The organism is Desulfitobacterium dehalogenans ATCC 51507 (assembly GCF_000243155.2).
Classification (GTDB): domain Bacteria; phylum Bacillota; class Desulfitobacteriia; order Desulfitobacteriales; family Desulfitobacteriaceae; genus Desulfitobacterium; species Desulfitobacterium dehalogenans.
Window position 1 is genome coordinate 1005285 of sequence record NC_018017.1, and the last position, 24881, is coordinate 1030165.

At 44.1% G+C, this 24881-nt stretch carries 21 protein-coding genes; 14 read left to right on the plus strand and 7 right to left on the minus strand.

The genetic code is table 11. The features are described from left to right. Positions 1–74: 74 nt before the first annotated feature. The 3 genes from DESDE_RS04790 to pdxR form a co-directional block, all read right to left on the minus strand. Entirely contained in the window at positions 75–4223 is a 4149-nt protein-coding gene (locus DESDE_RS04790; RefSeq protein ID WP_014792907.1) for a YheC/YheD family endospore coat-associated protein, read from the minus strand. Continuing rightward, on the minus strand, positions 4216–5460 hold the full coding sequence (locus DESDE_RS04795) for a KamA family radical SAM protein (RefSeq protein WP_014792908.1): 1245 nt from the start codon (positions 5458–5460) through the stop codon (positions 4216–4218). The genes DESDE_RS04790 and DESDE_RS04795 overlap by 8 nt, the downstream gene beginning before the upstream one ends. A 187-nt stretch (positions 5461–5647) precedes the next feature. Continuing rightward, a complete protein-coding gene (gene pdxR, locus DESDE_RS04800; RefSeq protein WP_014792909.1) occupies positions 5648–7072 on the minus strand; it encodes a MocR-like pyridoxine biosynthesis transcription factor PdxR in 1425 nt (474 codons plus the stop codon). 114 nt (positions 7073–7186) lie between these two features. Between pdxR and pdxS the strand changes: the two genes are divergently transcribed. The 7 genes from pdxS to DESDE_RS04835 all read left to right on the plus strand — a co-directional run bounded on the left by pdxS (position 7187) and on the right by DESDE_RS04835 (position 13501). Beyond that, a complete protein-coding gene (gene pdxS, locus DESDE_RS04805; protein WP_014792910.1) occupies positions 7187–8062 on the plus strand; it encodes a pyridoxal 5'-phosphate synthase lyase subunit PdxS in 876 nt (291 codons plus the stop codon). Between the two features lies 1 nt (position 8063). Continuing rightward, complete coding sequence (gene pdxT / locus DESDE_RS04810) at positions 8064–8663, plus strand: pyridoxal 5'-phosphate synthase glutaminase subunit PdxT (protein ID WP_014792911.1); 600 nt, start codon at positions 8064–8066, stop codon at positions 8661–8663. A 242-nt stretch (positions 8664–8905) separates the two neighbouring features. Next, complete coding sequence (gene ilvA, locus DESDE_RS04815; protein ID WP_014792912.1) at positions 8906–10120, plus strand: threonine ammonia-lyase; 1215 nt, start codon at positions 8906–8908, stop codon at positions 10118–10120. 75 nt (positions 10121–10195) lie between these two features. Continuing rightward, entirely contained in the window at positions 10196–10864 is a 669-nt protein-coding gene (locus DESDE_RS04820; protein WP_014792913.1) for an SOS response-associated peptidase, read from the plus strand. 67 nt (positions 10865–10931) lie between these two features. After that, entirely contained in the window at positions 10932–11963 is a 1032-nt protein-coding gene (locus DESDE_RS04825) for a threonine aldolase family protein (RefSeq protein WP_014792914.1), read from the plus strand. Between the two features lie 25 nt (positions 11964–11988). Further along, positions 11989–12639 (plus strand): HAD family hydrolase, encoded by a 651-nt coding sequence (locus tag DESDE_RS04830; RefSeq protein ID WP_014792915.1) that lies wholly within the window; start codon positions 11989–11991, stop codon positions 12637–12639. 97 nt (positions 12640–12736) lie between these two features. Further along, positions 12737–13501 (plus strand): MerR family transcriptional regulator, encoded by a 765-nt coding sequence (locus DESDE_RS04835; protein WP_014792916.1) that lies wholly within the window; start codon positions 12737–12739, stop codon positions 13499–13501. A 43-nt stretch (positions 13502–13544) separates the two neighbouring features. Here the strand turns inward: DESDE_RS04835 and DESDE_RS04840 are convergent, their stop codons facing one another. Beyond that, positions 13545–14219 (minus strand): coiled-coil domain-containing protein, encoded by a 675-nt coding sequence (locus tag DESDE_RS04840; RefSeq protein ID WP_014792917.1) that lies wholly within the window; start codon positions 14217–14219, stop codon positions 13545–13547. A gap of 425 nt (positions 14220–14644) precedes the next feature. Between DESDE_RS04840 and abc-f the strand changes: the two genes are divergently transcribed. From abc-f to nagZ, 5 genes are all read left to right on the plus strand, one after another. Further along, positions 14645–16297, plus strand: a complete 1653-nt coding sequence (abc-f, locus tag DESDE_RS04845; protein WP_083838532.1) for a ribosomal protection-like ABC-F family protein — start codon at positions 14645–14647, stop codon at positions 16295–16297. A 161-nt stretch (positions 16298–16458) separates the two neighbouring features. Beyond that, positions 16459–16734, plus strand: a complete 276-nt coding sequence (locus DESDE_RS04850; RefSeq protein WP_014792919.1) for a DUF2089 domain-containing protein — start codon at positions 16459–16461, stop codon at positions 16732–16734. Between the two features lie 170 nt (positions 16735–16904). Next, positions 16905–17384, plus strand: coding sequence for a DUF6530 family protein (locus tag DESDE_RS04855; protein WP_014792920.1), 480 nt, complete (start codon positions 16905–16907; stop codon positions 17382–17384). Between the two features lie 3 nt (positions 17385–17387). Next, positions 17388–17738, plus strand: coding sequence for a GIY-YIG nuclease family protein (locus DESDE_RS04860; RefSeq protein ID WP_174270160.1), 351 nt, complete (start codon positions 17388–17390; stop codon positions 17736–17738). A gap of 185 nt (positions 17739–17923) precedes the next feature. Continuing rightward, positions 17924–19195 (plus strand): beta-N-acetylhexosaminidase, encoded by a 1272-nt coding sequence (gene nagZ / locus DESDE_RS04865; RefSeq protein WP_014792922.1) that lies wholly within the window; start codon positions 17924–17926, stop codon positions 19193–19195. A 93-nt stretch (positions 19196–19288) separates the two neighbouring features. On the opposite strand, the gene DESDE_RS04870 is transcribed toward nagZ, so the two are convergent. From DESDE_RS04870 to DESDE_RS04880, 3 genes are all read right to left on the minus strand, one after another. After that, positions 19289–20824 carry a LolA family protein gene (locus DESDE_RS04870; RefSeq protein ID WP_014792923.1) on the minus strand — a complete coding sequence of 512 codons (1536 nt, stop codon included), beginning with the start codon at positions 20822–20824 and terminating at the stop codon, positions 19289–19291. Beyond that, entirely contained in the window at positions 20824–21333 is a 510-nt protein-coding gene (locus DESDE_RS04875; RefSeq protein ID WP_014792924.1) for an RNA polymerase sigma factor, read from the minus strand. The genes DESDE_RS04870 and DESDE_RS04875 overlap by 1 nt, the downstream gene beginning before the upstream one ends. Before the next feature lie 427 nt (positions 21334–21760). Beyond that, a complete protein-coding gene (locus tag DESDE_RS04880) occupies positions 21761–23044 on the minus strand; it encodes an IS110 family RNA-guided transposase (RefSeq protein WP_014792925.1) in 1284 nt (427 codons plus the stop codon). A 247-nt stretch (positions 23045–23291) separates the two neighbouring features. Here DESDE_RS04880 and sigV point away from each other — a divergent pair, with 247 nt between their 5' ends. Beyond that, positions 23292–23813 carry an RNA polymerase sigma factor SigV gene (gene sigV / locus DESDE_RS04885; protein WP_014792926.1) on the plus strand — a complete coding sequence of 174 codons (522 nt, stop codon included), beginning with the start codon at positions 23292–23294 and terminating at the stop codon, positions 23811–23813. Continuing rightward, a complete protein-coding gene (gene rsiV, locus DESDE_RS04890) occupies positions 23806–24714 on the plus strand; it encodes an anti-sigma-V factor RsiV (protein ID WP_014792927.1) in 909 nt (302 codons plus the stop codon). The genes sigV and rsiV overlap by 8 nt, the downstream gene beginning before the upstream one ends. The last annotated feature ends 167 nt before the right edge of the window (positions 24715–24881 follow it).

A 24881-nucleotide genomic window follows, 5' to 3' on the forward strand; every position in this document is an offset into this window, starting at 1 on the left:
CGTCTGGATTTAGTGTCTCGAGTTAAATAAAGCCGATTGCTGCTGGAATGATACCTCCGCTTTATTGCCTGTTCTCATGTTTGAGAAATTTGTCGTATGAGGAACTTTGCATAATCTAAAGGGTAGCCATAGACTTGAGAGCAGACTTCCTCTGTAGTTAACTCCTGATAGCCATGGGTATCAGGCTTACTATTGGCTTCAATTAGCCAAAGTTTCCCATATACATCTAAGCCTACATCCAGCCCTATTTCTCCCATAAGTCCGAAGGAGGATTCGAGAGCAAATAATACCTTCTTAGTAAACTTAGTTAACTGTCCCCAGGACAAGCTGGGATAGGGCATTACACTTTCCGGGACGACCAGAACTTCGTCGGCTCCGGCTGAATAATTCGTAACAATACCTCCTAAAGGTGCAATCCGGTAATTAACTGCCGTAATAGTCCATTGCCCCACACTGTTTTTCTGGCATAATACCCGCATATCAAAAATTCTCTGGTTGATTTTAGCTAAACGTATTCCATTTTGTAAAATTGCATAGGTGCCTAATTGATCCTCTAAAAACTCATAGAGATCTGTAATACGATTGAATCGCCATTCGTCTAGCCTGGATCCGCCTGTGCGGCATAAATAGTGATCTTCTTGACGTTCAACCCTTAGTACTTGTGAACCATAGCTTCCATAATTACTTTTAACAAAGATAAACTCAAATTTATTCAAAAACTTTTCTAAATCCGTAAGTGAGAGTAAAGTTGTTTCAGGAATATACTCCCTTGTTTCCTTGAAAAAGGATACTGCTTCACAGGTTAGCCACTTGTCGAAATAACGAGCAGTATTAATAACTTGCAGATCATGATCTGCACGTAACCTTCGATTGCTCTCTTTTGCATCTAACAGCTTATCTAAATCAAGCGGAAATGTTGCCATATCATAAAGAACTTGGGGGAAGGGAAGATATTTTTGATTCCAATCTTTTTTAAGAGGGTCCAGATAGTAGGCAAGAACCAATTTTTTGTCCCAGTCAATTTGATCAAGGCAAAAATAGTAAAAGAAAATTCCTTTTTCTAATGCCAGCAAAGGAGATTTCTGCATCTCATAACTTTCATCGTAAAACGCGCTCGGTTCACGAGAAAGAGTCATACCGACAGTTGGCTGTAAAATTAACTGACGATCTGAGACCGAAATAAGACTGATATTTTCACCGTGGTAATAGGGAAGGTCAGCTAAAGCTTTATCGGATAAGAACATGGCATTTGGGTTTAAGTCCATTTTTTGGACTTTGATTTCTACTTCCACAGAGGAACAGCCTACCTGTAGGAGGATTCTCTGTCCTGACTTAAACTTGAACCCGTGGATTTGCTGTGGATTAAGAAAAAGGATTCTTGGGGACGGGTTCTGAATCAGTGACGACCAGTTCTGGGGAGCTAACCGAAAGGCATAGAGGCTACCGAGAAGATGAGAGGGCAAAGGCTTGGATTCAGGAATAATATTAAATCCACTTAAGGAAAAGCCAAGCAAGATGGGGTTTTTATGAATAACTTTTGAAATTGCTTTGTCTTTCATATAATTAAAGCTTACCTTAAGAGGTCTTCCATTAACCTCAATAACCCATACCTTACCATTAACATCAATTCCCAGGTCAATGCCTAATTCTCCAAGATAGCCGTATTTATCCTCCATTTTGTAGCCAATACTCTCAGAAAGGCGCTTGATATCTTGAAGGATCTGATCCTCTTTTAGCGGAAAAGATAGGGCTAGTACGTCCCTAAGCCTAAAAACTTTGCCGCCGCTGCGAGGGCTGGTGATGATACTTTCCACTGGAGCAATACGAGCGTTTAAAGCACTGACCATCCAAGCTGAATCCTTTTTTTGTAACATTACCCGTACATCAAAACGATTACCCAGAAAAGTGGCCAGTTGGATACTCTCCTGTAGTACATACTCATAATCGGGTAAGAGTATTTGAGTTAGCTTTTTGAGGAGATTTTCCCAATTTGGGCACACTATTTTTTCGTTTGATTCTTCCCCTTGAAATTCAATAACAAAATTGCTATTCTTTTTTGTTACCTTAACGATGCCTTTACCTTTATACAGATCAACGGGCTTAATATAGATTGATTTTGCTTGATGAATCATTTGGGTAAGATTCTCTGGAGTATAGGGCATAAAGGGTGGGATGTGTTTTTTTATACCAGGATACTTAACTAAGTGCTCGTAAGTTTCTCTTTTCGCTATTTTCACAGCCTGATTGAATACCCTTATTGATAAGCCCTTGTTAACGATCATCTCTCTCAATGTCCGGGAAATCTCACGGCTATTTGTCCCGAAGCAGCGGTCATAAATAACTTCCGGCATAGGATAAGTGCACGGGGTCCAGACTTTGTCTTTATCCCAGTAATAGCCTTTAATTTTTCTCTGTTCCCAGTCAATATCGGAGAAAGTAAAGAAATAAACCAGCCCTCCATTTTCAGCTCCCCAGTTTTGAAGCCGCCAATAAACACTGTCCCAGTTCCCACAATTAAGGCGCTCAACTTTGTTCTGACTTATAAATACACCCACGAATGGACCGAGAATAAGATTAGAACCGTCACACTTCAAGTTAAGTCTGGTTCTGTCAGGGAGACCTAAGGCGATCAGAACCTCTTCAGTTAAGAAAAGAGTACTGACATTTTCATCATTCGGAAGAACGAGAACCTCTGCAGTGGTCTGTCGGAGCCCGGCTTTTAAGAGATAGTTATTGCTTTTAAGGTCGATATCGAGTAAATTCTTGGCTAATTTTAAAGCATTTGCATGGGTTGAGGTTTTCCGTATTTCCACAGACCTGATAATTTTTGACGTATCGTCATTTTCGATATCTATTTTTGCCATCCCTTTAAATTGGCTTACCCGATCAAACCCAGCCAAATACCTTGCATATTCAAGGGGACGTTCATAGGCTGCAGCCGTCATCGCTTTATCGTTCAATCTCTCGATGCTCACTTTAAGGGGCTTGCCATTGACCTCGATTAACCAGACATCACCGTTCAAGTCAACTCCCAGGTCGAATCCTAATTCAGCAAACAGGCCAAACTCTTTCTCAAGCATTTGGGCTATTTTCAAGGCTAAATTTAAAAGTGAAGTGGCAATTCTTTTCCGCTCACTCTTCGGCAGATCCTGCATCGCCTCATCATATGTGGCTACTCTTCCACCGCTTCGCGGACTCGAAATGACACTCTCTTTTCCAAATACTCGAGCAACTATCCCGGTTTGTTGCCATTGTCCAGTATCATTTTTTTGTAGAAGCAGGCGAAAATCAAAAGGATTTCCTTCATATTGACGAAGGGGAATAGCCTCTTGAATAACCATAGGTGCATTAAGGTAGTCACTGAGAACATTTAGAAGCTCTCCTGCATCCACACATTGGTGCTGATAATTTTCGGAACCCCGTCGTTGTTCGGCGAGAAAGCCATTGGAATTATGAGTTACTTTTGTAACCCCCACTCCCTTGGACAAATTATTAGGCTTTATATAAGCAACTGGGAACTTACTGAGAAGTGATTCAGCGGTTTCAGGTTGGAAGATTGCCCATTGCGGAAGATGTTGGCGTAAAGTGTCATCTTGGGAACAGAGCTGGTATATTTCCATCTTCCCTAATCTAGGCAGGGCATTGATTACTGTTATGCCCTGGTTGAAAGAGGCGCATTGACTTCTTAACTTCATACCCTCCTTTCTGGATCCGGGACCATAACAACGATCATAAATGACTTTAGGAATGGGCAATACTTGCTCTTTCCAGACGTGCGCAGACTTGGACGAATCTCTTACAACCCCCATGACTTCACCTTTATCCCAGAGTATACGTTCCAGACTGAAAAAAACGGCCAAACCCTGATTGCGTTCCAGGATTTTCGAGTAATCATCATAAACAGTGATATCCTCTTGGGACAAAAGTTTTTGCAGTAGGTTTTCGCTTGTAAAAATCCCCACAAACGGTCCCAGGATCCATTCTCCAGGATGGACTTGTTTAATACGATACTCCATTAACGTTATTGGTACGTTAAGCTCTTCGAACATTTTCTGGTCAAGGATATAGGTGTGATGGGTTTGACCTATGGTTTTTATTTTCATTTTACAGGATTTCACACCATGATGAATTGTAAGCATTGGCTCACTTTTTAGGGAGGCAGTAAAAGTCCAACGCCCACTCGAGTCCTTTGACATAAGGATAGTTTCTGAAGTGTCAGTCATCAGTGATTACCTCCGAACTTAGTGTTTTATTAGGGTAGGACACAGTTTTATTTTCCCAGGTTTGAAAAAGAATAGGATCATCCTCCAGGCTACTAAGATACGTTTGAGGTAATAACGGAACTTTTCCTAAACCTCCGGGCATATTGACCACATAACTCGGAATAGCCAGTCCGGAGGTAAATCCGCGAAGGGACTTGATATGCTGCACTCCTTTAGCAACAGAGGTTCGAAAGTGGGCCGTCCCTGAAATGTCTTTGGCATGAAATAGATAATATGGCCTAATTCCTATAGCCAATAGGGATTGGAAAAGATACCTTAGAACATCATCAGAGTCATTGATTCCTCGGAGCAAAACGCTTTGACTTCCCAGTACAGCTCCAGACATTAGAAGTTCATGGCAGGCACTCTTCATTTCCGGACTAATTTCCATGTAGTGGTTAACATGAAGGTTAATATAAATGGGTGCATATTTTTTAATTAGCTCAGTCAATCCGGAATCTACCCGTTGAGGGATAACGACAGGCATACGGGTTCCAATACGAATGAGCTCCACGTGAGATATCTGACGCAATTTCTCAAATATAAATTCAAGATGTTCATTGGTTAAAGTTAAAGGGTCACCGCCTGTTATTAAGACATCCCGAATCTCCTCATGTTGGGCGATATATTCAAAGGCAGGCTCAAGTTCTTTTTTGGGAATATGATGATCTGTGGAGCCATGGTCGCGCCTTCTTTGGCAAAATCTACAGTAGGAACCGCAAACATTAGTAACTTTTAGGATAACTCTGTCAGGATAACGTCGTGTGATATGGGGAACAGGAGACATGTGTCCTTCATTCATAGGATCCGGCTCTCCGTCGCAAAAATGCTTAAGCTCAAGAACAGAAGGGAGAAACTGTTTGGCTAAGGGTGATTCCATTGATGCTAAATGGGCAGCAAGAAAGGGAGAAAGGGCCATGCGATGATGGAGAGTAACGGATTCTATTTCCTGTTTCTCGACTTCTGTAAGATTAAAAAGATCGGCGATAAGATCTATAGTGGTCAGTCGATGAGCCATCTGCCATTGCCACGAAGTCCAATCCTTTTCAGTCCCTCCTAGATTTTTTAAGAGTGTAGCTTTTAAATCCAAGTGAGAGAGGTCAGGTTGCCATTGTTTCTTTTTTTCGATATAAGGTTTAATATACTCCGTCAATCTCTGAACGTGTTCGGCCCCTTGATCATTCTTTTGTTCATTCATCTTTAATCTCCTTTTCCCTGATTTGGCGTGCTAGCTTAATACATATGTTATGAAAGGAATGATGGAGAGGTTAGTTAACCCACTAGAGAATTTTTAAAATCCATTAAGTCCCTGAAAAAGCTCATAGCACCTTTGGGCATGTGAAACGGGAGAAAAATTTTCATTAAAAAAGCTAAGCAAAAAATGCTTAGCTTTTATCCTGTTGAACTACATTCACAATGCTTTCACTTAGCCGTTCAATCGCTGTTTCAATTTTTTCTGTTTCCAATCCGGAGTAATTGATGATGATTTTATGAGTCTGATCACCAGGCTTGCCATGATAATACTGAGAGACACAGGAAATGCGGATTCCGACATCTTTGGCTGCGGCAATTAGTTTGGCATCTTCTACATCGGTATTGACTTCCATCAAAAAGTGCAGTCCTGAGTCCTCTTCCTGAATGGTGATATAAGGGTTTAGCTCACTTTGACGGAGGGTTTTCAAGATGGCATCCCGCTGCTTGCGATAATAGGTTCGCATGCGGTTAATATGCTTTTCAAAATAGCCTTCCGAAATAAATCTTGCCAGGGTGAACTGCTCAAAGGTGGAGACGGTACAGGAATAAAAGCCTAACTGACGATAAAAAAGGTTCACCAGATGTTTGGGGAGAACCATGTAGCTAATCCGGAAGGTAGGGGCAAGGCTCTTGGAAAAGGTGTTGATGTAGATGACCTTTTCCATGACGTCGATACTTTGCAGGGTAGGGATGGGCTTGCCAAAGAGGCGAAACTCACAGTCATAGTCATCTTCAATGATATAGCGTTCTTTTTCCTGGGCTGCCCAGCTTAAGAGCTCATAGCGCCGGCTGACAGGCATGACGATTCCGGTGGGGAAGTGATGAGAGGGAGTAATGTGAAGAATATCGGTTCCGCAGCTTTTTAAGGATTCCGGGATGACCCCGAAGTCATCCATGAGGATATGACAGCATTTCACATCATTGCTTTCATAGATTTTAGAGAGCCGGGTATAGCCGGGATCCTCCACGCCGTAGGTACGGTTTCTGCCCAGGAGTTGAATAATGACGCTGTAAAGATACTGGGTTCCGGCGCCGACGATAATCTGCTCCGGCTCCACCGATAGACCTCGGAATTGGTAAAGATGCTCGGCAAGGGCTTGCCTAAGTTCCATGACCCCGCCCACAGAAGTATCGGAAAGCAGGGAAGTCTGGTTCTCCGTATCCATCACATCCCGCAGCAGCTTCGCCCAGACAGAAAAGGGGAAAGAGTCCGGGGCTACGGAATTTTTGACGAAGTCGGCATAATAGGCCGGCTCTTTTTTGGGTTGGAGGCCGTCCCGTGATTTTTCCAGAGTAGGTTGGAGGGTTTGTTTTTCCAGATTAGCGACGAAATAGCCCCGTTTGGGCTGGGTATAAATATAGCCCTCGGCTGCAAGCTGGGCGTAGGCATTTTCCACGGTGATCACACTTACCCCCAGATTCTTAGCAAAAACACGTTTCGAGGGAAGTTTTTCATCAGGCTTTAATTTCTTCTGCAGAATATCGGTTTTGATACAGTGATAGAGATATTCATACATGCTTTCTGACCCTATCGTTTCAAAGGAATAGGTAAGCATAATTGGCCCCTCCCTATAGAATTGGTTATATAAATTATTTTCAAATTGGACATTTTAATATATCCAGTTTTGAGTATACTCAAAGATATCTTAGTTGTAAAGCGAGGGTTTTCAATGGATCATAAACGATATGAATTGAACAAAGAATTGGCTCAGATGTTAAAGGGCGGCGTGATTATGGATGTGACCACCCCGGAGCAAGCTAAAATTGCGGAGGCTGCCGGTGCCTGTGCGGTGATGGCCTTGGAGAGGATTCCGGCGGATATACGGGCCGTCGGCGGAGTTTCCCGCATGAGCGATCCCAAAATGATTAAAGGAATCATGGAGGCTGTCTCGATTCCCGTGATGGCTAAATGCCGTATTGGTCATTTTGTGGAGGCCCAGATTCTGGAGGCTATTGAAATCGATTATATTGATGAGAGTGAAGTTCTTTCCCCGGCAGATGATGTATACCACATTGATAAGACCAGATTCAAGGTGCCTTTCGTCTGTGGAGCGAAGGATTTAGGGGAGGCTTTGCGCCGCATCAACGAAGGGGCTTCCATGATTCGCACCAAGGGGGAACCGGGTACCGGGGATATTGTTCAGGCGGTGCGCCATATGCGGATGATCAATCGCCAAATTAATCGCATTGTCGGCATGAGGGAAGATGAGCTGTTTCAAGAGGCCAAAGAGCTGCAGGTGCCCTATGATTTAGTACTTTATGTTCATGAGCATAAACGCTTGCCGGTGGTCAACTTCGCCGCCGGTGGTGTGGCAACCCCTGGGGATGCGGCCCTGATGATGCAGCTGGGGGCTGAAGGAGTATTTGTAGGCTCAGGTATCTTTAAATCCGGAGATCCGGAAAGAAGGGCTCAAGCCATCGTCAAGGCCGTGACCAATTACCAGGACCCCAAGGTCTTGGCAGAGCTCTCTGAAGATCTGGGTGAAGCCATGGTGGGGATTAACGAACAGGAAATCGAGCTGCTTATGGCAGAACGGGGCAAGTAAGATGAGGGTGGGGGTACTGGCTGTACAAGGAGCCTTCATCGAGCATGAGAAGATTCTTCAGGACTTTGGGGTAGAGTGCCTTGAGCTTCGCAATGGCAAAGATGTCCGCCAGGATGTTGATGGGCTGATTCTCCCCGGCGGGGAGAGCACGACCCAAGGCAAGCTGCTCAGAGAACTGGACATGTTTGAACCTCTGCGGGAAAAAATCGCCGCGGGTCTCCCTGTTTTAGCTACCTGTGCGGGTCTTATTCTCCTTGCGGGGCAGCTTGCCAATGATTCTGCCCGTTACTTTGCAACATTACCGGTCACGGTGAAGCGCAATGCTTACGGCAGACAATTGGGCAGTTTTTACACTGAGGAGCAATTCGGAGATTTGGGCGAGGTCCCGATGACCTTTATTCGTGCCCCCTACATTGAATCCGCTGGAGAGGGTGTTGAGATCCTTGCCAAGGTCCATGGAGATATCGTTGGTGTCCGCTATAGGAATCAAATCGGCCTTTCTTTTCATCCGGAATTGGACGAGGACAGAAGAATTCATCAGATGTTTCTAGGCAGTATCAACGGAGGGAAGAGTTCTCCATGTAAGAAAAAAGCTGTCTGAAAGTTTCTTAATACCTCTAAATTTTGGCACTCCCTTAGGGGAGTGTCGTTTTTATTTGTAAGGCGTATCGATTTGGGTACTGAACGTCATTTCATAACGGGTGAGGCAGGCTTTTTCTGTATATACTAAGTTTTAAAGGAAGGTAATGAAGACTTGTTCTGGGAACTTTATAAGCCATACTTTTTATGCCATAATTAGCCTGAAAGTTTTTTACATACTGTATGAACTAAGGAGCGTTGATCATGTCGACACTACTGACTTTAAAACAGATTCAAGAAGCTCAAAAAGCAATCCACCCCTATATTCATCGGACACTTCTGGATCATTCAAGTAATTTAAGCGCCCTTGCAGGAACGGAGATATACCTTAAGCTGGAGAATCTGCAAAAGACCGGTTCCTTCAAGGTTCGAGGTGCTATGAATAAGGCGCTTAAGCTTTCGGAAGAGGAGAAGAAAAAAGGAGTCCTAGCCGCTTCCGCCGGTAATCATGCCCAAGGGGTAGCCATGGCGGCTGCCCGTATCGGGATTCCCTCGACGATTGTCATGCCGGAAAATGCACCCTTGGCTAAAGTATCCGCTACGGAAGGATACGGAGCCCAGGTCATTCTCTCTGGGGCGGTTTTCGATGATGCTTATCAGAAGGCTGTGGAAATCCAAAAGGAAACAGGGGCAACGTTCATCCATGCCTTTGACGACCTAGAAGTTATGGCCGGGCAAGGTACCATCGGCTTGGAAGTTTTTGAAGAACTGCCTGAGGTGGATACAGTCCTTGTTCCCATCGGGGGAGGAGGGCTGATCGCGGGGATTGCTGTAGCTTTGAAATCGCTTAAGCCTTCTGTACGCATTATCGGTGTTCAAGCGGCCGGAGCGGCAAGCATGGCTTATGCTCTGAACATTGGTAAGCCCGAGCCCTTAGCACAAGCCAATACCTTGGCTGATGGAATTGCTGTGAAAAGGGCAGGGGATCTAACCTTCGCAACGGTCCGAGATTATGTGGATGAGATGGTGACCGTTGAGGAAGAAGAGATTAGTCAAGCTATTTTATTGTTAATGGAACGGACCAAGACCCTTGCTGAAGGGGCAGGCGCAGTTGCGGTAGCAGCTGCACTTCAAGGCAAGATCAACCTTAAAAGTCAGAAAACTGTCCTCATCCTCAGCGGGGGGAATATTGATGTGAATTTCCTTGCTCAGATTATCGAGCGGGGGCTTAGGCGCTCCGGACGTACCATGGCTTGTCAGCTTCTTCTGCCGGATCAACCCGGCAACTTAGAAAAGGTTATCGATCTTATATCCCAAGAGCGGGCCAATATCATTAACATCGAACATTCTCGCTATGATTTATCCGTTCCCCTGCGCTCAGCTCGTGTCCATATGCTTCTCGAAACCCAAAGTATTGAACACCAAAAGCGCATTATCCAGCGATTAGAGGGTGCCGGGTATCCCCTGGTCATTAACTGAAGCAAATTGCTCCTTTTACTCATGACTATTATCCAGTAGAATAGTTGTAGGAATGAGTTAAAGGAGGACGGAACCATGTGCGGACGTCTGATTCTCTCTAATCCTATGGATATTCTAGTACGCTTTCAAGTTTCTGAAGTCGACCTAACACCACGCTATAATATGGCACCGTCACAAGACATTCCGGTCATCATTAATGATGGCTCGAATCGTTTGGCTATGTACAGGTGGGGTCTTATCCCCTACTGGGCAAAGGATATAAGTATAGGCAATCAATTGATCAATGCCCGGGGAGAGACGGTGGATGAGAAGCCAAGCTTTAAATACAGTCTGCCACGGAGGCGTTGTCTGGTTGTGGCGGATGGATTTTATGAGTGGAGGAAAGAGGGAGGCCGTAAGTATCCTTATCGGATTACCTTAAAGAATAATGAACTCTTTGGCTTGGCCGGCTTATGGGACACCTGGACATCCCCGGCTGGGGAAGTGATTCACTCCTGTACCATTATCACCACCGTGGCTAATGAGCTGATACTGCCTTTACATGATCGGATGCCTGTGATTTTATCCAGAGAAGCTGAATCCATCTGGTTAGATCCTAATGTCACGGACAGCCAGCTCTTAAAAAGCCTTCTTACCCCTTATCCGGCTGAACAGATGTCTGTTTATGAGGTGACAAGCCGCGTCAACTCCCCAAAATTCGATAATCCGGAGTGTTTGGTTGCAGCTGTACCCGGATTGTTCTAGGTAATAAATAGCAGGGCTAATTAGTTTAAGAAGTGCAATTATTTAGGAAAGCAATGGAGGAAAAGTCATGATCAGTTTTAAAAACGACTATAGCGAAGGCGCTCATCCGCAAATTCTGGAGGCTTTGCTGAAATCGAACTATGTTCAGGAGAATGGGTATGGTGAAGACAGCTATTCCCAAGCGGCAGCAGAGGTTCTCCATAAAAAACTTGAAAATGATTCCGTAGATATTCACTTTCTGGCTGGAGGTACTCAAACCAACCTGATCGCTATTTCTGCTTTTTTAAGACCTCATGAGGCTGCTATCGCAGCCCATACCGGCCATATTTTTGTCCATGAGACGGGAGCCATCGAGGCCACCGGTCATAAGGTTCTGACAGCCGAGGTGAAGGATGGCAAGTTAACCCCTGCTCACGTCGAAGAAATTCTGAATGCTCATACCGATGAACATATGGTGAAGCCCCGGCTGGTCTATATCTCCAATGCGACGGAAGTAGGAACGGCCTACAGTAAAGAAGAACTGCGACTGCTCAGTGAATTTTGCCGGGAGAAAAAACTCTATCTCTTTATGGATGGGGCAAGACTCGGTTCCGCTTTGTGTTCGGAAGGAAATGATTTGACTTTATCTGAATTGCCCGATCTACTGGATGCCTTTTATATCGGCGGGACAAAAAACGGGGCACTACTGGGCGAAGCTTTGGTGCTGTGCAATGAGGAATTAAAGCAGGATTTTCGCTACCATATGAAGCAAAAGGGGGCCCTTTTAGCTAAAGGGAGGGTTCTGGGAATTCAGTTTTTGGAGCTTTTTCGGGATAATCTCTTTTTTGATTTGGCAATCCACGCCAATACCATGGCCTATAAGCTGCGGGATGGATTAAAAGAAGCAGGGGTTCCTTTTCTTTCGGAATCCCATTCCAATCAGATCTTTCCCATTTTCGCCAACGAAGTGGTGGAAGAGCTGAAGAGCAGATACCGTTTTGAAATTTGGGGCAAAGTCGATGAGGGACACACGGCGATCCGCTTGGTGACATCCTGGGCGACACGGGAGGAGGCGGTGGCTTCTTTTATGAAAGATATCCGTCAGGTGCTTAGCGCCTAATGATTGGCAAGGAAGAGTGTTTATTATGGATAAATTGCGGGATATTGAGGGTATAATTTTTGATCTGGATGGGACTTTATGGGATGCCACAGAACCGGTACGGGTGTCCTGGAATAAAGCCTTAAAGGAATTTGACCAGGAACAGGGACTGCAAACAGATGAAATATCGATAGACCAAATCAAAAGTGTTATGGGACTTCAGATTCCCGAGATTGGAAAAAAGCTTTTTCCTTCCTTTTCAGAGGAGGTTCGGAATAGAATCATGGATCGGGGCGGTGAGATCGAATGCGAGTATTTAAAAAAGCATGGGGGAATTTTGTATCCTCATGTGGAGAAGACGTTGGAGACTCTTGCCCAAAAGTATAAGCTTTTTATCGTAAGCAATTGTCAGGTGGGTTATATCGAGGCCTTCTATTTCGCCCATCGGCTGGAGAAGTATTTTGTGGATTATGAAAATCCAGGCAGAACGGGTCTGACCAAGGGCGAGAACATTCAGCTTATTATGAGGCGTAATAAGCTGAAGAATACAGTCTATGTAGGGGATACTCTAGGAGATGCCAAGGCGGCTCAAGTGGCTGGGATTCCGTTTATTTATGCAAGTTATGGCTTTGGTCGTGTGGAAAATTATACTGAAGTTATTGATAGCTTTGAGCAATTGCTTGGAATGTTAACCTAATCATTATCATTAAAATTTCTAAAAAACTTTTTCATTTTCCCCCTTTACATTGACGTTGCGTTAAGGTGTATTCTTAATCTCGTCAGGAGGTGATCACATGGAATACACAGTGCAAAGATTGGCTCATTTGGCAGGAGTCAGCCCGCGAACCCTCAGATACTATGATGAGATCGGGATTCTTAAGCCGGCTAGAATCTCTTCTTCAGGGTATCGAATCTATGGGCAACAGGAAGTAGACCGCCTGCAACAGATTTTATTTTATAGGGAGTTGGGGATGAGCTTGGAAGGAATTAAAGATATAATTACCTCTCCTGATTTTGATGGGACAAAGGCACTGTGGGAACATCGTGAGAAGCTTCTGGAAAAAAGAGAGCAATTGGAGCAACTCATTGAAAATGTCGAGAAGACCATTGCTCAAAAAGAAGGGAGAATCACTATGTCCGACAAAGAAAAATTTGAAGGATTTAAACGTAAGTTGATTGAAGAGAATGAAGCCAAATATGGTGAGGAAATTCGGGAAAAGTACGGTGAAGAGACCGTTGAGAAATCCAACCGGAAGCTTATGAACATGACCAAGGAGCAATATGATGAGCTGACCAAGCTTGGTGAAGATGTGCTGGCAACTCTTTATGAGGCCTTCAAGACCGGGGATCCTGCCGGGGAGCTGGCTCAAAAAACAGCTGATCTTCATCGTCAGTGGCTCACTTACTCCTGGCCCAGCTACACTAAGGAGGCTCATGCGGGGCTGGCTCAGATGTATGTGGATGATCCGAGATTTACAGCCTATTATGATGAGAAACAACCGGGAGCCGCGGAATTCCTTAGAGATGCAGTCTTTATTTATACCGGGATGAAGAAGTAAAGATGATCGAATAACTACGTTAAGAAATGCAAAAGACACTCGCTTAGAGTGTCTTTGCTAATTTCCTTTTCATGGTTTCTATGGATCGGGCATGTCGTCCGATTATTTCGTCTAAGGATTGACTATCTTCCTGAATTTCACCTAGAGTGGTGGACATGGATTTAACCGCTAATTCAATGATATTTGTTTTACTATTTATGATTGTGAGCATTTCCTGATGCTCTCGTTGATTTTGCTCATAATGGCTTTTTTGAACATCAGCAATGATTTGGATATCTTTCCGAGTGCTTTCCAATAAAAGCGTATTTTTCGCCACCAGAGATTGTAAGTTACCGACATCTTTTTGCAGGGAAGGGATATCGCTCTTCATGGAACCGACGTCTTTTTGCAGGGCCGAGATATCGCCCTTCACGGAACCGACGTCTTTTTGCAGGGCCGAGATATCGCCCTTCACGGAACTGACATCTTTTTGAAGGGCCGAGATATCGCCCTTCACGGAACTGACATCTTTTTGAAGGGACGAGATATCGCCCTTCACGGAACCGACATCTTTTTGCAGGGCCGAGATATCGCCTTTCATGGAACCGACATCCTTCTGTAGGGCCGAGATATCACCCTTCATAGAACTGACATCCCTCTGAAGCGAATCGATATTTTCACTCATTGTTGTTTGACCGTGCAGTAGCTTATTGAGAATTTCGCGTATCTCCTGATCCACTCGATCACCACCTTGCTATTAATATAACATATTTTGGATGATATTCAATAGTTTGATTTCCCACTGGGAATGTGCCCGGTTGACAGCGGGAGATAAAGACTTATATAATGAGGTAGAAAAGCCTGCTCTTGGCTTATTTTAATGAAAGGTAAGGTATCTGCAGAAAATGCGCAACTAATTCACTTTGCAAGGAAAATATGCTTTTGAGAAAAGTCGTGGTAACGGCTTTGAAATGTATGCATTTTTGCCTGTGAGTGGATAGTGATTATTCTCTGTGGATAGCTTTTCATACAACTGCGCCTTACTGTACATTCTAAAGTGTCCTATGACCGAAAAAGGGTTTTGAGACATAGGTAGAATTATAGTCTATTGCGTTGTAATCGAAATGACACTATCCTCTCCGGTAAGAATAGGAGGGGTTTTTTATTTTATTAGTTGAATGCAGCAATGTAAAAAAATATTTCGGAGACCGTTTGATTATTGATATCAAAAAATTAAGCCTTTATTCTGAAGATAGAATCGGAATCGTTGGTATTAATGGAGTGGGTAAAACCACCTTGCTAAACCTTCTCAGTCAAAAACTTCCACCTGATGAGGGGTGGGTGAAAGTCAATGGTCAATCCTCAACGGTTTCCCAGATGGAACCACCTGAGCATGAAATGATCAGTCAAGAAATGGCGTCGAAATTCAAAATTCCCATGACCTATAGCGAGAGTATGAGCGGTGGCGAAAAGACCCGCTTTAAGCTGGCGGATTGCTTAAGCCAAAACAGTGCGATGATCTTTGCCGATGAGCCCACCAGCAATATGGATATGGAGGGAATCGAGCTGATTGAGCATTATTTTGCAGAGTATTCCGGCGGATTATTCCTCATTTCTCATGACCGTACCCTCCTTGATGGTTTATGCAATAAGATTCTGGAATTGGAGGATGGCCGGATTAAAGTTTATCCGGGCAATTACAGCAGCTATAGTGAGCAGAAGGCTCGGGAAAGAGAAAGGGCCCAGTTTGAATATGAGCAATACGTTTCAGAAAAAAAGCGGCTGGAGAGGGTTGTGATCGAGACCAGCGAAAAATCAAAGTCGATTCGGAAGACACCCCGTAGGATGGGGAATTCTGAGGCCAGGCTTCATAAGATGGGGAATCAAAAAGCTAAAGCTAATCTTGACCGGGCACAAAAAAGTGTGGAGACAAGAATCGAGCAACTGGAGGTTAAGGAAAAACCTAAGCAAATCGAGAAGATCAAGCTGGATATTGCTGATGCTCAGAAACTTCATAGTAAAGTGATTATCGAAGGTAAGAAGCTCAACAAAGCCTTTGCAGGTAAAATAATCTTTCAAAATGCGGAGTTCCGTATTGAAAACGAGGCAAGGGTAGCTTTGATTGGGCCTAATGGATGCGGAAAGAGCACCTTGCTTAAAATGATCATCAACCGGGATGATTCCATAAGAGTTGCTCCCAGTGCCCGAATCGGCTACTTTAGTCAGGACTTAAGTATATTGGATGAAGATGCCAGTATCCTGGGCAATGTGATGGAAGAAAGCATCCATGAGGAGAGTTTTGTAAGAAGGTTATTGGCCCGGCTGCTTTTTAAAGGAGATGCAGTGTATAAGAAAGTAAATGTGTTGAGCGGGGGTGAGCGAGTAAAAGCTTCCTTTGCCAAGATTCTCTGTCAAGACTTTAATCTATTAATCCTCGACGAACCGACCAATTATCTTGACATCAATTCCATGGAGGTTATTGAGGATGTCCTGCAAAACTATGAGCGCTCATTGCTTTTTGTTTCCCATGATCGTCGCTTTATCAGCTCAGTGGCGAATCATATCATGACCATCGAGAATCATAGTATCAAAACCTTCAAGGGGAGTTATGAAGAGTATTTGGCACAGAAAAACAAAGGGGTTGACAGGGCAAAAGAAGAGATTGAGAAAGAAATTTTTGTCTTGCAGAACCGCTTGACGGAAGTGGTAGGCAGAATTTCCATGCCTACTAAAAAAGATAAGGTTGAAGATCTTGATAAGGAGTATTATGCTATTTTAACTGAAGTAAAGAGGCTCAAGGCTATGCTGAAGCTTTAGCAATCGTCTAAGTTAGGACAAAGCGGTTTTGTCCTAACTTTTTTATATTTCGTGATAATTTTCCTTAACAATTTTGATAAAATTATTTAAAATATTGGTAGGCAGCAACTGAGAGAGGAGGTTCGGAAAAGTAGCTGTGATAAAAAATTGAGGTGACAAAGGTGGATTATAAGATTCCTCATCAATGTCCGATTTGTAAGCATGAGATGCGTGTGACCAAACTGGCCTGTACCCATTGTCCTACAATGGTCGAAGGAGAATTTCGCACTTGTAAATTTTGCAAGTTGCCCGATGATCAGCTCCTTTTTGTAGAAACCTTTCTTAAATGCCGAGGAAATATAAAAGAGGTTGAAAAGGAATTGGGAATCTCATACCCAACTGTGCGAAGTCGTCTCGATTGTGTGATAGAGTCGTTGGGTGACCATAAAAGAGAATGAATGCCATTTGCAGACCCTGAGAGTTATCGGGGTCTGTTTGTTTGTTGACAAAAGGTAATGAGATAGCTATACTTATTTAGTAGTTTAGTAAATTACTAAGTTACTAAATAAGTATATCTATCTTGGGTAGAGAAGATGATGAAATTATTTTGGTGATGGAGGTTTTAATCATGAAAATACCAACCAGCTTAAAGCATAAGCCGGTGATCGTATCCGAAAACTATGAAAACGTGGATGGCCGTTATGCCTATAAGTCTGATGCCAAGGGCCTTTCCTTAGGGTTAGCTCAGTGGAATGATCGGGGTAAAGTGGATATTTCTGCTAAAGTATGGAGATATACTGGAGAAAAGTGGTCCAGACAATCGGAAGAACTTCCACTTCATCGAATTCTTGATTTAGCAATTTTGGTATGCCGGGCTAAGCTTCACTTTCGGGAAGCCTATCGTTATGATAATCTCTATGACTTGGAAAAACCGGTAATTGACAGAATTGGTCTACAAGGTGATGCTATGACGGTGGCTGTCTGCACTGATAATGAGAAAATCAATGAAGATATAAAGCTGTTTAATCAGGCTCTATGCAATGATGATGAGCTTTTAGGAGAGCGCCTGCGAGCTCTCTCAGCGATTCTTAAGGAGATGGGGTACTAAATGATGGATAGGAAAAAGGAACTCAAAGAGCAATATAAGCAGACGAGGTCTGATATGGGGATCGTAGGGATTCGCTCAAAGAAAGAGGCCTGGTATTATATTGAGGGAACTCAAAATCTGAGGGCGACCCTCAATGGCATACGGTTTAAGCTGGAGACCGGGTTCTTTCCCTGCCGGGAGCTGCTGAAGAAATGGAAGGAGCAAGGGGAAGAACACTTTACCTTTGAAGTTCTTGAACAGCTTGAATATGATAAGGATGAGACCAAGACCGATTACACCGATGACCTTGCCCTCTTACTGATGGAGTGGGAAGAGAAATTAGAGGGTCAGGGGTTCACAGTAGTCAAACGGTAGATCCTTCTTAATGCCCAACATCCCAGCGCAGGGTGATGGGCATTATTTTTTCAAGAACCGAAAAACTTTACATGAATAAGGGGAATAGGTTTACAATAAGATTAAGAATATCTTGAATATATTGAGACAGCGATCAGATTAGAGTCTAAGGGTCTCGTAAATAATGTGAAAAGGTAAGAGGTAAAATGCGCAAAAAAACGATAGCAATACTCGGAATAGTTAGTTTAGTCTTGGTTTTAGGATTTGTCTTTTTATCCCAAAGGATAAACCTTCAGGATTTTAACACTCCCATGTCAGGTCAACAAGGGGGCAATAATCCGACCGCTCCCTCAGAAGAGACTCCTGTGATTGACCCCCTTAAGGAACGGATCCAAGCGATGACCTTAGAGGAGAAGGTCGGACAACTGGTAATGGTGGGAGTGGACGGGTATGAGATCAATGCCAATGCTCAGCAGTTAATTCAGAATTACCATGTGGGTGGTTTTGTACTTTTAAAGAAAAATGTGAACGATACTCAGCAGATGTTAAAGTTACTCAATGCATTAAAAGACACGAATGGAGTCAATAAGATTCCCTTATTCTTAGCTCTTGATGAAGAAGGAGGCAGGGTATCCAGGATGCCTTCAGAATTTAAAAAGATGCCTTCCAGTCTGCGGGTTGGAGCACAGAATAATGGGGCTTTAGGGAAAAGAATGGGAGAAATCCTGGGCAGGGAAGTCAAAGAATTTGGGATGAATATGAATTTCGCCCCAGTTCTCGATATTTTCAGTAATCCAAAGAACACGGTTATCGGTGATCGTGCATTTGGGAATACCCCCGAGCTTGTCAGTAAAGTGGGAATACAAGCCATGGGAGGAATTCAGGATCAAGGTATTATCTCTGTAGTTAAACATTTTCCGGGTCATGGGGATACTTCAGTGGATTCCCATGTGGGATTACCCAGAGTTGATTACGATTTGGAACGATTAAGGAACTTTGAACTTGTTCCTTTCGCAGAAGCCATTGCCAATGATGTGGATGCCATCATGCTGGCCCACATCTTGCTGCCGAAGATTGATCCGGATTACCCGGCATCCTTTTCGGAAGCTCTCATCAGTGATATCCTTCGTAAAGAGATGAGCTATGACGGGGTCGTCATTACGGATGATATGACCATGGGGGCTATTGTGGAGAATTATAGTATCGGTGAGGCCGCGGTGAAATCCATCCTGGCAGGCAGCGATATTGTACTGGTCTGCCATGATTTCGCTAAGGAAGAGGCTGTACTTAAGGAGATCCTTAATGCTGCGGAGACGGGTAAAATTCCATCGGACCGGATAGATGAAAGTGTTTACCGTGTCTTAAAGTTGAAAGAGAAGTATGCTTTAGCTGACCGACAAATAGACTCAGTGGATGTACAAGGTATCAACGCCGAAATTGAGCAGCTTTATAAAAATTATCCGGCTTTAAAAGGGTAGATTATAACAATTCAAAAAGGGAGCAAGCCTTGCCTGTATGCAAAAAGCTTGCTCCCTTTAAGCGTTTTTATAGACTGCAGCTCCAGCGCCCAATCAGCGCGGGACATAGCCTGTGACGGTCCAGATACCTGTCTCATCCTGACGTATTAAGCGTTCCAGATATACGGTTTTCACCGGACTATCGGATACTTGAATGACGGCTTTTTTGCCATCATTATCAGTCAGCTGGAGAGCATTGGTGTTTAAGGGCGGCTCGCCGGTAATCCCTTCCGGGGAGATCTTCAGAGCGACGAAGGTAAAAGCTACTTGGGTGGGATCGAGCTGCCAAGGACTACTCCCGGCATCCACTTGCTGTTGACTGTTTTTTACCACTTCCATATTAACCTCTACGGGAATCATATTCTGTGGGGGCGTTGCTCTGACTTGTGGGGTAAAGTTAAGGTTGGTGGAGAGTTGCTTCGCCAATTCTTCCACACGTTCTCCTTGAACAAAGATTTCCCGACCATCATGCTGCCAGCGCAGGCTATTGGGTAAGATTTCGAGAGGCCCGCCCTCTGCTTTCCCCAGGATAGCGAGGAGATTGGGAACGAAGGGTGTAGTGGCTTTGGCTTGAACTACTATGGTATCGCCAAAATCAAAAACCACACGGTTTGCTGAAGCAAAAATTCGTTGGGGAGTCTCCGAAAGCTGGGCAGAGGTCATTCCGCTGACTTTGAGGGCTTCCTCTAAGGATGCCACAGCTTTATCCGGGTTCTTGTCAATGACCTTATAATCCTGGGGAGGATTATAGGCAAAGATGTCATCTGTTAGGGTAGTGTTAGTTTCAAGGCTGACATAGGTGTAGGTGGTTTGCAGGGACTTTTGCATTGCTGTTTGAAGCTGTATGGGTAGATGGGTTTCCTGGTCAATCCATAGGGAGTAAGGAAGACCGCCGGGAGGTTGGATTTCAATATGGGTGGCAGCATGTCCTGTGATGGTGTCTTCCCCAATGATTTGGTGAGGATAGCGTAAAGCTTTGGCGGCTTCTTTTTGGAGATCAAAGTCGTGAGGATCCAGGTAAATGGGGAGGAGGGAGATTTCTTTGGCTGCGGGGTTTGTGCTCCAACGGATTTCTCCATTGTTCACAGTAAAAAGCCCATTCTGAGTTTTTGTGGCGTATTTTTCACCGTCGGACCAGATCTCCGTGCGGGTTAGGACTTGGCGCTCACCGGCTTCATTGGTACTGACCTTTTCAAGGACGCCATGATAATTTTGCAGCTGCTTCACAGATTCTTCCATAGCCATGACGATAGTTTGATTGGAACCGGACCAGGGAGAGAAGAGGATCAGGAAGACAAGGATGCTTGCTACAAGGCCTGCCCAAGGGATGAATCTCAGAGTACGGTAGTTAGATTTTGAAATGCTTTTTGAGTCACTGGCCATGGGCTCAAGCTTTTGCCAGAGGCTTGCCATGAATTCTTGACTGGGTTCTGAATCAAAAGCCTTAACCCTTTTGGCGAGTGATTGGAGCTCCTTATCCTCTTCTGTGATATCATAATCCTCAGGAGAGCTATTTCCATTTAAAGCGTCAATATAGTGATCAAGGAGCTCTTCAGGTGAGGGATGGTCCTTAGGATGATCGCTACTCATCACAAGTCTCCTCCTTTCTGTTGATAACTATGGATGTAAGAGCGTAGGGTCTGCAAGGCTCTATACTGCAGCCCGCGGATGGAGCTTTCACTGCGTCCCATAAGTGTGGCGGTTTCTTTGCGGGAATAGCCCTGAATAATGCGGTACTCCAAAATCTGACGATAATCAGAGGGAAGCTGATTCATCAGTTCATGTAGGGTGGAACGGTTCAGCCATTCTTCTTCGGGAGAGGGATACTCGGGCTCCGGGAGATGTTCAAGATGGTTTTGGGCTACTAATTTATGACGATAACGATCGGTCATAAGATTCCGGGCAATTTGCTTGAGATAGGCATAAGGCGGGAGGTTGCCTGAATCTTGCTTAAGACAGCGTAGATAGGTTTCTTGGGTAATGTCTTCAGTTTCCTCTTTACTTTGGAGTTGGGAGTAAATAAAACGATATAGCTTTGTTACAGTTTCTCGATACCAGCTCTCCATAGTGGAGGGCGGGGGGCCGGTTTTGGATTCCACAGGTTCACCTCCCTATAATATTTTTTGATTTTCTTTGAATATCTCGCTTTTTCATAGAATTCCTTACCAAACAAACTAGCTCACCACGGATAGAATTCGCATAGAATGCCTAATTCAGAGAATTTGGGTATAGCAAAGCAAACGTCTGCTTTTTTAGCATATGTTGGCCGTTGTAAACCCATTATTCTCACGGTGGTAAACCTCCCATGTCTAACAGGGTCAAGGTTAAAACCTGCCCTAAATTCCTTCGTTCCACCTATCCATGATTGGGTGTCAGTTATGCTCCTCAACCGAGTCATTGCTCTAATGGTGATTTATTCGACTGACTACCAGCTCTTGTGTCTTGTTAGGTTACCTGGATGACTCGCTTCTGTGGTGACGCTTTACCCACAGACCGTTTACTTTTTATGGTTTCTCTGCTATTCTGTTACGCTGCTAAATACTCAACTGGACGATGAATATCTTGAATCAGCTTTTTCGGGTCATAGTCTATACCCTTTGTTAATAGGGCATAGAACACCCGAATCAGTTTACAGCTTAAGGCTATTAACGATTGCTTCTTCTTCAGTGGATTCTTGGGCCTTGTCGTATAGTAGGTGTGTATCTCTGCAAACTCTGCGTTTTTGGCGACGAGCGGCATCACTGCTTGAAATAGAATCGCCCTCAACCGCGCTCGACCTCGCTTACTGATGGTGGTCTGTCCCTTGTGCTTGCCCGAGCTACTTTCTCGCAAGGCTAGGCCCGCTAGCTTTTGAATTTGCTTTGGAGAATTAAAGCGTCTAATATCTCCAACTTCGGAGAGAAAACCTGCCACGGTAACGAGGCCAACACCTTTAATTTCAAGCAACTTGGCTACTTCGGGTATCTGACGGCACAACCCATCGATGGTTTCAGTGACTGCCTCATATTGTGCTGTTTTAGTATGATAGTCTTGCAGTAATAGCTGGATTTCCATTCGGGAACAAGACTCTCCTTCGGTGCAACCAATGCTCTTCTGAGCAGCTTCATACAGGCTCTTAGCCCTTTTCATTCCCACTGCTCTCAATTTGTTGTCTCTCCAAATTCGGTTGATTCCTTCTGCTCCAAGTCTTTCAACATCCCTAGGTAGCGGGGCAACTTGCAATACCAGCATGCTACTCGTGGCATCAAACTTTCCAAACACCGTTTCATGCTCGGGAAAGTAGATTTTCAGCCACCGTTGAACACGATTTTTTATACTGTTCATTTCCTTTTGGATGCGCATCCTGCAGGCCATTGCTATTCGCAGTTCTGCATAGATCCCCTCCGGGATATAGGACTCATTGTATCTCCCCTCGATGACCAGCTTAGCGATGGTTTTGGGGTCCTTTGCATCCGTTTTGCTGGGGTGGTTGTCATCAAGCTCCTTACTACGCTTTACATGGAATGGGTTGACGAGGACCAGCTTAATGCTTTGCTCTTTTAGGTAGGATGCCAGGCCAAACCAGTAATGACCGGTTGGCTCTGCGCCTACCACTGTACAGTCCTTTTGTGCTTGCCTTTTTAAATGTTCAATCCATGCGTAGAAATCCTTGAATCCTTCAGCACTGTTTTCAAACTTGAATACCTTGCCTAGCTCGACTCCTCGCCAGTCGAAAGCCCTGGCGTAATGAAGCTCGCTGGCGATGTCCACTCCGATCACAATACTTCTTTCGGATAGTTGCTTTAGTTTCTCGTTTTGTGTAAAATTCATTGGGGATGACCTCCGTTATTTTGATTGGATTCTGTTGGCCAACAGTCCTTTCAAATTGTAACGTGAGGTCTTCTTTTTGACAAAGCTCATTTTTGACTACTACAGGAATGCTCCTCAATAACTTAAACGAGAATAGAGAGGAAAACGTCACGTTCTATTAAAACTTTTATTACTTCATCAGCGTCTTTATAGTAGAAAGAGAAAAGGACCTTCTCATGGATGAAGTGCACTTCAAAAGGAGTCAGGTATGTTTGATAAGAAAGAGCTAACAAGGGAAATTGAGAGCTATCTAATAGCGAATCAAGAATCTATTTATAGGCTTGCCTACAGTTATGTTAAACATCCGGAGGACGCTTTGGATGTAGTCCAGGAATCAATCATAAAAGCTATTTCCTCAGTGAACACCTTAAAGGATTCTCATAGTATGAAGTCCTGGGTGTATCGCATTGTCGTCAATACAGCTCTCGATTTCCTGCGTAAGCAGAAGCGCTTGGTTGTAGTGGATTCCGAAACCATCAGTACATATATCGATGAACCTGCTGCCGGATGTGAGGAAGGTTCTGATCTGGATTTAGCCTCCGCCCTGGAGAAATTATCTCCAGCTGAGCGCGGCCGCATCATTCTTCGGTATTATGAAGATCTCAAAATTGAGGAAGTAGCTTTAGTGTTAAAGGAAAATGTGAACACCACAAAGTCCCGTCTTTATGCTACCCTCAAAAAACTTCGCGTGCAAATGGAAGAACCTATGGAGGAGATCAAACATGGATGATAAGCAGCTATCCCAATTAAAGGATGAGTATCACAATACACCGGTCCCCAAGGAGTTGGAACAGGTCGTTCAGAAAGCGATAGAGGACGGTAAGAAAAAACAGCAAAGGAGTCGATTGATTATGGGTCGTAAGATTGTCGCAACGGCCGCCGCCGCCGTTATGGTTTTGATAGGAGGAATTAACGTAAGTCCCACCATGGCCAGTGTCATAGCCGATGTGCCTGGAATGAAAACTATAGTCCAAGTTCTTACTTTTAGGGATTATCAGTTTGATGATGGGTGGCACCAAGCTAATATCGAAGTCCCCGTCATTAGCGGACTGGAGGAAAGCGGACTGGGCCAGGCTTTAAACCAGAAGTATTTAGAGGAAAACAAAAAACTCTATGAGGACTTTATGGCTGATGTAGAAGAAATGAAAGCTCTGGGCGATGGACATCTGGGGGTTGACAGCGGTTATGAAATCAAGACGGATAATGAGCGTCTATTAGCCATTGGGCGTTATGTGGTCAACACTGTAGGGTCCTCCTCTACCGTTTTTAAGTATGACACCATTGACAAGGTGGATCAGGTCCTGATTACCCTGCCCAGCTTATTTAAAGATGACAGTTATGTTAAAGTGATCAGTGATTATATCGTGAATGAGATGAAAGCGAAGATGAAAGCTGACTCTAATTTAATGTACTGGGTTGTTACGGATGAGAATAAGGGCGAAGAAAACTATTTTGAGCCCTATACCCAGATTAACCCGGAGCAAAGCTTCTATATTAACTCCGATTACAAACTGGTGATTTCTTTCGACAAGTACGAAGTGGGTCCTGGGTTTATGGGAATTCAGGAGTTCGTCATTCCCACTGAGGTCATAGCTGATTTACTGGTCAGCAACGAGTATATTAAACCCTAAAAAGGGGCAGTTCAGACTGGCATTAGCGAAATGAATAGTAGAGAAAATGAGAAACTCAGCAAGTAAATCCTGCTGAGTTTCTCTTTGTTTAGGCGGTGTTATTTATAGTATAATTTATAAGGAATACGCACTGAGCCTTAAATGCATTTTAAGGGACCAGTATGTGG